The following is a 9,108-nucleotide window of genomic DNA, read 5'->3' as shown; positions in this document are numbered from 1 at the left end:
GGTCCTGGAAGCACTCGGACGGCTCGTCGACGCGCCAGAGGCACCGGTACCGGCTCACCCGCGACAGCCCTCCAGCAGCCGCAGCCAGACCTCGCTGATCGTCGGGTAGGCCGGGACGGCGTGCCAGAGCCGGTCGATCGGCACTTCGCCCACCACCGCGACGGTGGCCGAGTGCAGGAGCTCGGAGACCCCGGGGCCGACGAAGGAGGCGCCCACCAGCACCTCCCGGTCCAGGTCGAAGACGACCCGCGCCCGCCCCCGGTAGTCGTCGCCGTACAGCGAGGCACCGGCGACCGCCCCGAGGTCGTGGTCGATCGCCTTCACCCGAAGCCCGGCCCGCTCGGCCGCGTCCAGGGTGAGGCCGACGGCCGCGACCTCGGGGTGCGTGAAGACGACCTGGGGCGCGCCTGCGCTGTCGGCCGACGCGGCGTGAGCGCCCCAGCGTGCGGTGTCCAGCGGACGCCCCTGGGCGCGTGCGGCGATCGCCGCGCCGGCGATCCGCGCCTGGTACTTGCCCTGGTGGGTGAGCAGCGCCCGGTGGTTGACGTCGCCGGCCGCGTACAGCCAGTCGCCGTCGACACCGAGCACGGTGCAGCTGTCGTCCACGTCGAGCCAGCCGCCGGGGTGCAGACCCACCTGCTCCAGCCCGATGTCCGCCGTGCGCGGGGCCCGGCCGGTGGCGTAGAGCACCTCGTCGACGGCCAGCCGCTCGCCGTCGGCCAGGACCAGGACGACGTCCGCGCCGGGCTCGTCCGCCCGCTCCAGCGAGGCGACCGAGGTCCCGAACCGCAGGTCCACCCCGGCGTCCCGCAGGCCCTCCGCGACCAGCTCGCCCGCGAACGGTTCCATCCGGGGCAGCAGCCCGGAGCCGCGTACCAGCAGCACGACCTCCGAACCGAGCGCGCGCCAGGCGGTGGCCAGCTCCACGCCGACCACGCCGCCGCCGACCACGGCCAGCCGCCCGGGCACGGTGGGCGAGGCGGTCGCCTCCCGGTTGGTCCACGGGCGGGCCTCGGCGAGCCCGGGGACGTCCTGCGGCAGGACGGACCGGCTGCCGGTACAGACCGCGACGGCGTGGCGGGCGACGAGCAGCCGCTCGCTGCCGTCCTCCGCCTCGACGGTCACCCTGCGCTCGCCGGCGAGCCGGCCGTGGCCGCGGACCAGGTCGATACCGGTCTCGCGGACCCACTTCACCTGGCCGTCGTCCTTCCAGTGGGAGGTGAACGAGTCGCGCCGGGCCAGCACGGCGGCCGGGTCCAGCCCGCCGCTGCCCACGGCCTCCCGGGCGCCCGCCACCGCGCGGGCGTCGGCCAGCGCGGCCACCGGGCGCAGCAGCGCCTTGCTGGGCATGCAGGCCCAGTACGAGCACTCGCCGCCTACCAGTTCGCTCTCCACGATCACCGTGCGCAGCCCGGCGGCGGCGGTCCGGTCGGCGACGTTCTCGCCGGTCGGGCCGGCCCCGACGACGATGACGTCGTACTCCTCGGGAACGGCCGACGAGGCGGCGGCGGAAGCGGTGGGATCGGTGGTCATGCCTGGTCCTCCGTGGTCGTGACGGTCGCCCCGGCCGGCAGGGCCGGGGTGACGGGCGTGCGTTCGCGGACGTCGGGGTGCCGGGCGGCGCCGAACGCGCCGGCGGGCGCGGACCGGCGCTGAGGCGGGCCGGCACCCCCGTTCGTCCGGTGGCCGGGCCCGACCCGGGCACCGCTGCGCCCCGTGCGTCCCGCGAACATCGGCAAGGTCGCCCCCGTTCGGTCGTCGGTGCAGGTCGGTGCAGGTCGGTGCAGGTCGGTGCAGGTCGGCGTGCCGGGCCGGGGCACCGTGCCCATCCTGCGCCGACCCGGCCGCCCCTCGCAGCCGAACACGCGGACGAGTCTGCCGTCCGGCCCCGGTCCGCCCCCCGTCCCGGCCCGGTCGCCCGCTACTCGACCTCGGCCAGCTCCACCAGTGCCGCCGCCGTCTCGGCCGGCCGAGAGAACATCGGCCAGTGCCCGGTCAGCACCTCGCGCAGCTCCCACTCCGGGCCGCCGAGCAGGGCGAAGTACGGGTGACCGTCGGCGATCATCGCGCGGACCTGCTCCAACGGGATGGAGCACGAGATCAGGCCCTTGGGCAGCTTCTCCGCCCCGCCGGTCAGCCGCATCGGCTCCGTGACCGTCCCGGCCGGCTGGTCGGTGGCCAGCTCGCGGAACCGGGCCAGCCCCGCCTCGTCGATCCCGTCGATACTGGCCCCGTCGGAGGCCAGCACCTCCCACGACGGCAGCGGCAGCCGCCACCCGTCGACCACCGAGGCCTCCAGCGTCTCGCGGTAGGCCGGCTCCCAGAGGTCGGCCAGTGCGACACCGTCGCCGAGCGGGCCGGAGTCGAGGAAGACGACCCGTCGGATGCGCTCGGGCACCCGGTCGGCCGCGCCGGAGACGGCGATGGTGCCGCCGCTGTGGGCCACCAGCACCACGTCCCGGAGGTCCTCACGGACCAGCAGGTCGGTCAGGTCCGCGATGTGGGTCTCCGCGCCGGTCCCGGGCGAGCCCTCACCGGCCCGTTCGCCGAGGCCGGGCAGGGTCACCGCGTGGACGGTGTGACCGGCCGCGCGCAGCGGTTCGGCGACCGCGTCCCAGGCCCAACCGCCGAGCCAGAATCCGGGAACGAGTACGAAGGTGCTCATGGTGGAAAATCCTCTCCGGGCATCCATGCCGTGCTTGTCTTCCGTGCCGTGCGCGGCTGTTGGTGCCCCGAGGAGCCCCTGGGGTGCCGGCCGCTGTCTCCGACCCTAGGATCGAATGCGGACAGAACGCGACCGGATTAACCGCCGGACTTCCCGGGCCGGTCCCACGGCTCGACCACCCCGCCGGATCGCCCCCGACCCGTCGGCCTCACCGCCGGGTCGCACCGTCGGTTCGCGGCCGGAACGGAGGCGCGGACCAGGGCGCGGACCAAGGCGCGTGCCGAGGCGCGGGCGAAGGTCGAACGAAGGCCGAACGACGGCCCGACGAAGGGGACACCGATGGACCATCCGGTCAGCCGCACGCTCGCCCTGCTGGAGATCCTGCAGGCGCGTCCCGGCCTCACCGGCGCCGAACTGGCCGAGCGGCTGGAGGTCGACGCCCGCACCGTCCGCCGCTACGCGACCCGGCTGGTCGACCTCGGCATCCCGGTCCAGGCCGAACGCGGCCGGTACGGCGGCTACCGGCTGATGCCCGGCTTCCGGCTGCCGCCCCTGATGCTCACCGGGGACGAGGCCGCCTCCGTGGTGCTCGGGCTGCTGGCAGGGCGGCGGTCCGGGCTCTCGGTGGGGGAGCAGGCCGGTGAGACGGCGCTCGCCAAGATCCAACGAGTGCTGCCGCCGGAGCTGCGCGAGCGGGTGGCGGCGGTCGAGCAGACCCTCGGTCTGACCGGCGCGCCCGTCGGCGGCCCCAGTCCGGCCGCCGCCGCGCTGTTCACGCTGGCCGAGGCGGCGCGCCGCCGGCGCCGGGTCCGGCTCGACTACCGGGACCGCGAAGGCACGCCCAGCGAGCGCGAGTTCGACCCGTACGGGCTGGTCTTCCACTCGGGCCGCTGGTACACCACCGGGCTGGACCACCGCAGCGGCGAGCAGCGGACCTTCCGGCTCGACCGGATCCGCTCCGCGGAACTGCGCGAGACCGGATTCGAACCCCCGGCGGGTGTCGACCCGGTCCAGCGGGTGCTGGAGTCCCTTGCCTCGGTGCCCTGGACGCACGAGGTGGAGGTGGTGCTCACCACCACGCTCGTCGAGGCCCGCCGACGGATCCCGCCCACCGCCGGTGCGGTCACCGCCACCGACGACGGTCGGGTCCTGCTGCGGGCCCGGGCACAGCAGTTGGACGGGATGGCGGTCATGCTGGCCGGCCTCGGCTGGCCGTTCACCGTCCTCCGGCCGGACGAACTGCGCGTGGAGGTCCGGGCCCTGGCCGCCCGTCTCACCGGGTGGAGCGACACCGAGGTGTCCGTCTGAACGCGTCCGGACGCAAGCCGACGGGCCCCGGGGCGTCGAAGGACACCACCGGGACCCGCCGTGCGTCACCGCCTCAGGGCGTCAGCCACCCGGGGCACTCGCCTCCCGGCGGCGTCAGTCCTGCGGGCCGCCGTTCTGTTCGGCCGCCACCTTCCGCTTCACCTCGTCCATGTCCAGCTTCCGTGCCTGACCGATCAGATCCTCGAAGACCGGCTCCGGCAGGGCGCCCGCCTGCGAGAAGACGAGGACGCCCTCACGGATGATCGCCAGCGTCGGGATCGACTGGATACCGAACGCCGCGGCCAGCTCCTGCTGCGCCTCGGTGTCCACCTTGGCGAAGACCAGGTCCGGGTGGCGTTCGGCGGCCTTCTCGAAGACCGGCGCGAACTGGCGACACGGGCCGCACCAGCTGGCCCAGAAGTCGATGAAGACGAAGTCCTTGCCCCCCTGACCGGGGACGACGTCGTCGAAGTTCTCCTTGGTCAGCTCGACCGTGCTGCTCATGTCGCGATTCCTGCCCTTCCGGTGGTGGCGGTCAAGGCCATGTGCCCGCGACAACGGCTGCCGTGGCCGGGCTATTCCGCCGGTGGTCCACCGAGGGCCCGCGGGCGACACGCCGGCGATCGGGGCCCCCGGGGGAGGGCTCGGCGGGGCGGCCGGCTTCCCGCTCCGCGGCCCGGCCGGGGTCCGGCGCGCGGTGCCCGCCGCCTCCGCCCGGGGACTACCGGGCCCAGCCCCGCCGTTCACGTCGCCGGCCCCTGCCCCCGGCCGTCCGTTCCGACCGGTCGGCGTCCGCCGCGATCCGGGTGAGTGCCCGGGCGCAGCAGTGGGCGAAGAGCCGCTGGGCGAGGGGAAGGAGCGGGCCGGCGAGGCGGGCGTACCAGCGACGGGGGCGGCTGAAGGCGTTGACGGTGAACCAGACGATCCGGTCCGGGTCCATCTCGACCACGAACGTCTCCTCGCCCACGGCCAGATGCCCGCACCGGGTGCCGTAGGTGAAGCCGTAGCGGTCGGGGCCGTCGGTGGTCGAGACCACTCGGCAGGGGGCGCCGGCCCGGAACGGGCCGAGGCCGACGGCGCACCGGACGGCGACCCCGGGGGCGGCGCGGTCGGCCTCGGCGGTGATCCGGACACCTGCGGCGCGGTGCATCCGCCAGCCGAGGAGAGCGGTGCCGGCGGCGTCCAGGGCGGCGCGGCCGCGCCCGATCGGGGCGCGGTGGCGGAGGTGGTGGTAGTCGGCGGGCAGGGGCCGGTCGAGCGCGGTGCTGGCGCCGACCTCGGGGTAGTTCAGGTCGGCCGGGTGCGGGGTGCCGGTCATCGGGCGTTCTCCTGGGGGCGGGCGAGGCGGCGCCAGGCGAGCAGCGAGCAGAGCGCGAAGCCGAGCGCGTTGCCGACGCCGTGGGTGGCGGCCATCCAGCCGAGGGTGGGGTGGGGGAGTCCGGAGGCCTCGCCGAGCGCCCACCAGAGGGCGAGCAGCATGGTGACGGCGAGCACGGCACCGGAGACGCCGAGCAGCGCGGCGGTGGTCCGGTGCCGGCCGTCGCCGCCACCGGGGCCGTCACCGCCGTCACCGCCGCCGCGGTCACCACCGGCGCGGACGCGGGGTCGCAGGTCGCGCCAGGTGAGCAGGCCGACCAGCCACATGCCCGTGGTGAGGACCGCGGCGCCGACCAGTTCGGCCCAGTCGTCGACGAAGTAGCCGGCCAGCACGAGCAGGGTGCCGACGGGGACGCTGAGTGCGGCCCAGCGGGCGGCCCGGCTGTCCGGCACGGCCCGGCAGACCAGCCCGGCGACCAGCGCGGCGGTGAATCCGGCGTAGTGGAAGTGCGGAACGGTCAGGGCGAGGATGTCGAGGTCGAAGCCGAACAGCTCGTGCCCCGAGCGTTCGGCGACCAGGGCGAGGCCGGCCACCGAGGGGGCGGCGAGGGCGGTGAGCACGGCGATCTCGTGCGGTGCGAGCGAGCGGGTGCGGGCCAGCCGGACCGGGACGTGGGCGGCGACGGCGAGCGTGCCGAGCGCGTACAGGACGGCGCTGCCGGTGGCGAGTCCGCCGCGTGGCAGCCAGAGCGAGAGCGCACCGGGGACGGCGGCCAGTGGCCAGTACCGGCGCAGACGGGCGAGTCCGGGCTCGTCGATCAGGGCGAGGCCGATCGGGATCACCGCCCCCATGCCGAGCAGGACCAGCAGGTCGACGAGTTCGACGGTGCCCCGCCCCATGGCCGCCCCTTACCTTGAACGTGTTCAAACGATGGCGTCGGCGACTCTACGCCGCATATTGAACGCGTTCAAGTTCCCTGGGGAGGTCTCCGCGACCTGCCTCCCCGGAGCCCTGCCCTGGTGTTCCCGGTGGGGTCGGCGCACCCTGGAGGAGTAACCGAACGGGGAACGACCGGAATGACCGGAACGACCGCCGGAGGTGATCCGCCATGCAGACACTGGTCGGCTGGCACATCGAGATGGAGTTCCGCGAGGAGGGGGCGCGTACGACCGCCGCCGCCCTGCTGAGACTCGGCGACGGCACCGAGGTGCGTGCCCACGGCTACACCAGCCGCCACCCGTCGGACCCGGAGCAGCTGCGGGTCGGCGAGGAGATCGCGGCGGCCCGGGCGCTCAACGACCTCGCCTCACAGCTCCTCACCAAGGCGCACGGGGAGATCCAGGCGGTCAGCCCGATCCCGACCCACCCGCTGACGTGACGGCGCCCGGTGGTGCCGCGGGGCCGGGCGGGTCGGGCGGGTCGGGTGGACCGGAGGGCCGCGGGACGCGCATTCCGCTGATCTGTCCGCGCTGCGGCCGGGAGCAGCAGGTCGTGCCGGGCGGCCCGGGGCGCGCGGTGAAGGTGGTGCACGTCGGCACCGGTCAGGAGGCCTGCGAGCCGGGTGACCTGGCTCGGGCGCCGGACGACGACACGGCCTGAGGGCCGGCGCCCCGGGGGATGCGCCCCGGGGCGCCGTACGCCCACGGCCCCGGGACGCCGCACCCCGGGACGCCGTGCGCCCCGGGGCCGCTCAGTTCGGGCAGTAGGTGCCCGGCACCTGCCACTCCGGGCCGACCAGTCGCTGTTCCAGCTCGCTGAGCGTGATCCGGATGCCGACCGTCCCCGCCAGCCCGAGCCGCATCCGGCTTCGGGCGAGCGCGACGAGGGCCGGCAGGCCGTACTTGTTGATCAGCGAGGTGCGGTAGCGGGCGGTGTCGTCCTCGTCGCAGACGGCGGCGCGGGCCGGGAGTTGACGCCCGGTCGGGCGGCCGTGGGCGTCGCAGGGGCCGACGAGGACCTTGGGGCGGCGGCGGACGCGGTCGGCGTCGCCCGAGTGCACGGGCGTCCAGATGCCGAGCGCCGTGCCGTCGGCGACCACCCAGCTCTGTGAGTGCACCTGACGGCCGTCGTCACTGAAGGTGGTGAGCAGGAGGTACCTGCTGTCGGCGAGCTGGTCGGTACGGTCGTGCACGATGTCCACCCTCTCCGAGTCGGACGGTTCGTGGCCGGCGGCGGGGCTCCGGGGCGGGCGCCTCAGTGGCCGCGGCCGTCGGTGATCTCGTGGTACTCGCCGGCGGTGGGCTTGGCGATCCTGCTTCCCTCGCCGTGCAGCCCACGGGACAGCCTCGCACGGGTGCGCTCCAGCACACCTGCCGGGTGGGCGACTCCATTCTCGTCGACGGGGGCGGGCAGTTCGAGGGGGCGCGGCTGCTCGTGGGCGGTGAGCCGGTGCAGTTCGGCGGGCGCGAGCGGGGCGTGCACCTCCACGAACTCGCCGTGCGGCAGGCGCTTGACGACGCCGGTCTCGCGGCCGTGCAGCACCTTCTCCCGGTCGCGGCGCTGGAGGCCGAGGCACCAGCGCTTGGTGACCACGAACACGACCACCGGGACGGCGACGAATCCCACCCGGACGGCGTAGGTGATGGAGTTGAGCGACAGGTGCAGATGGGTGGCGAACAGGTCGTTGCCGCCGCCGGCCAGCATCACGAGGTACAGGGAGATCCAGGCCGCGCCGAGGGCGGTCCGCACCGGCGCGTTGCGCGGCCGGTCGAGCAGGTGGTGCTCGCGCCGGTCGTCGGTCGCCCAGCTCTCCACGAAGGGGTAGACCGCGATCGCGCCGAGGATCACCGGGAAGAGGGTGAAGGGGATCAGCACGCCGAGGTTGAGGGTGTGCCCCCAGGCGCCGATCTCCCAGCCCGGCATCACCCGGATGAGCCCCTCGGCGAAGCCCATGTACCAGTCGGGCTGGGCGTCGGTCGACACCTGGTCCGGCCGGTACGGGCCGTACGCCCAGATCGGGTTGATCGTGGCGACGGCGGCCATCAGGGCGATGACGCCGAAGACGAGGAAGAAGAAGCCGCCGGCCTTGGCCAGGTAGACCGGCATCAGCGGCATGCCGACGACGTTCCTCTCGGTCTTGCCGGGGCCCGCCCACTGGGTGTGCTTGTGGTAGAAGACCAGGATCAGGTGGGCGACGAGCAGGCCCAGCATGATGCCCGGGATCAGCAGCACGTGGACGGTGAAGAAGCGCGGCACGATGTCGTGGCCGGGGAACTCGCCCCCGAACAGGAACATCTGGATGTAGGTGCCGACCAGCGGGACGGCGAGGATCGCGCCTTCCATGAAGCGGATGCCGGTGCCCGAGAGCAGGTCGTCCGGCAGCGAGTAGCCGAAGAAGCCGTCGAACATGCCCAGGAGCAGCAGCAGGAAGCCGAAGACCCAGTTGATCTCGCGGGGCTTGCGGAACGCGCCGGTGAAGAAGACGCGCATCATGTGCACGAGCATCGCCGCGACGAAGACCAGGGCGGCCCAGTGGTGGATCTGGCGGACCAGCAGACCGCCGCGCACCTCGAAGCTGATGTCGACCGTCGACGCGTACGCCTCGGACATCGGGATGCCCTTGAGCGGGACGTACACGCCGTCGTAGATCACCTCGCCCATCGACGGCTTGAAGAACAGCGTCAGCCAGACGCCGGTCAGGATGATGATCACGAAGCTGTAGAGGCAGATCTCGCCCAGCATGAAGGACCAGTGGTCCGGGAAGATCTTGCGAAGGTTGGCCCGGGCCAGGGTGTAGATCCCCAGCCGGCCGTCCGCCCAGTCGGCGGCGCGCTGCCCCCGCCCGGCTCCGGGGCGGCTCTCATTCGGGGTCATGTCC

The 9,108-nt window shown here is 74.2% G+C and carries 9 protein-coding genes; 2 read left to right on the top strand and 7 right to left on the bottom strand.

Translation table 11 applies throughout. The features are described 5' to 3' along the window. Positions 1–54: 54 nt before the first annotated feature. A complete protein-coding gene (locus ABZY91_RS24010) occupies positions 55–1,533 on the bottom strand; it encodes an NAD(P)/FAD-dependent oxidoreductase (RefSeq protein ID WP_329879305.1) in 1,479 nt (492 codons plus the stop codon). A gap of 388 nt (positions 1,534–1,921) precedes the next feature. Beyond that, complete coding sequence (locus tag ABZY91_RS24005; RefSeq protein WP_355405176.1) at positions 1,922–2,665, bottom strand: alpha/beta hydrolase; 744 nt, start codon at positions 2,663–2,665, stop codon at positions 1,922–1,924. A 339-nt stretch (positions 2,666–3,004) separates the two neighbouring features. Here ABZY91_RS24005 and ABZY91_RS24000 point away from each other — a divergent pair, with 339 nt between their 5' ends. Continuing rightward, the gene (locus ABZY91_RS24000; protein WP_355405174.1) at positions 3,005–3,973 is read left to right on the top strand and encodes a YafY family protein; all 969 of its coding nucleotides are present in this window, start codon (positions 3,005–3,007) and stop codon (positions 3,971–3,973) included. Positions 3,974–4,087: 114 nt separating this feature from the next. On the opposite strand, the gene ABZY91_RS23995 is transcribed toward ABZY91_RS24000, so the two are convergent. From ABZY91_RS23995 to ABZY91_RS23985, 3 genes are all read right to left on the bottom strand, one after another. Then, positions 4,088–4,477 (bottom strand): thioredoxin domain-containing protein, encoded by a 390-nt coding sequence (locus tag ABZY91_RS23995; RefSeq protein WP_329879302.1) that lies wholly within the window; start codon positions 4,475–4,477, stop codon positions 4,088–4,090. A 217-nt stretch (positions 4,478–4,694) separates the two neighbouring features. Continuing rightward, complete coding sequence (locus ABZY91_RS23990) at positions 4,695–5,291, bottom strand: DUF1990 domain-containing protein (protein ID WP_355405172.1); 597 nt, start codon at positions 5,289–5,291, stop codon at positions 4,695–4,697. Continuing rightward, positions 5,288–6,190: a YndJ family protein gene (locus ABZY91_RS23985; RefSeq protein WP_329879300.1), complete on the bottom strand. Its 903-nt coding sequence runs from the start codon at positions 6,188–6,190 to the stop codon at positions 5,288–5,290. The genes ABZY91_RS23990 and ABZY91_RS23985 overlap by 4 nt, the downstream gene beginning before the upstream one ends. Before the next feature lie 209 nt (positions 6,191–6,399). Between ABZY91_RS23985 and ABZY91_RS23980 the strand changes: the two genes are divergently transcribed. Beyond that, the gene (locus ABZY91_RS23980) at positions 6,400–6,669 is read left to right on the top strand and encodes a DUF1876 domain-containing protein (protein WP_329879299.1); all 270 of its coding nucleotides are present in this window, start codon (positions 6,400–6,402) and stop codon (positions 6,667–6,669) included. Positions 6,670–6,981: 312 nt separating this feature from the next. Here the strand turns inward: ABZY91_RS23980 and ABZY91_RS23975 are convergent, their stop codons facing one another. Beyond that, positions 6,982–7,422, bottom strand: coding sequence for a PPOX class F420-dependent oxidoreductase (locus tag ABZY91_RS23975; protein ID WP_329879298.1), 441 nt, complete (start codon positions 7,420–7,422; stop codon positions 6,982–6,984). 62 nt (positions 7,423–7,484) lie between these two features. Then, positions 7,485–9,104 (bottom strand): ubiquinol-cytochrome c reductase cytochrome b subunit, encoded by a 1,620-nt coding sequence (locus ABZY91_RS23970; protein WP_355405169.1) that lies wholly within the window; start codon positions 9,102–9,104, stop codon positions 7,485–7,487. Positions 9,105–9,108 lie beyond the last annotated feature (4 nt).

Source organism: Kitasatospora sp. NPDC002965 (assembly GCF_040611255.1).
Classification (GTDB): Bacteria; Actinomycetota; Actinomycetes; order Streptomycetales; family Streptomycetaceae; genus Kitasatospora.
Note: the sequence above shows the minus strand (reverse complement) of the source record. Positions and strands in the feature narration are given on the sequence as shown.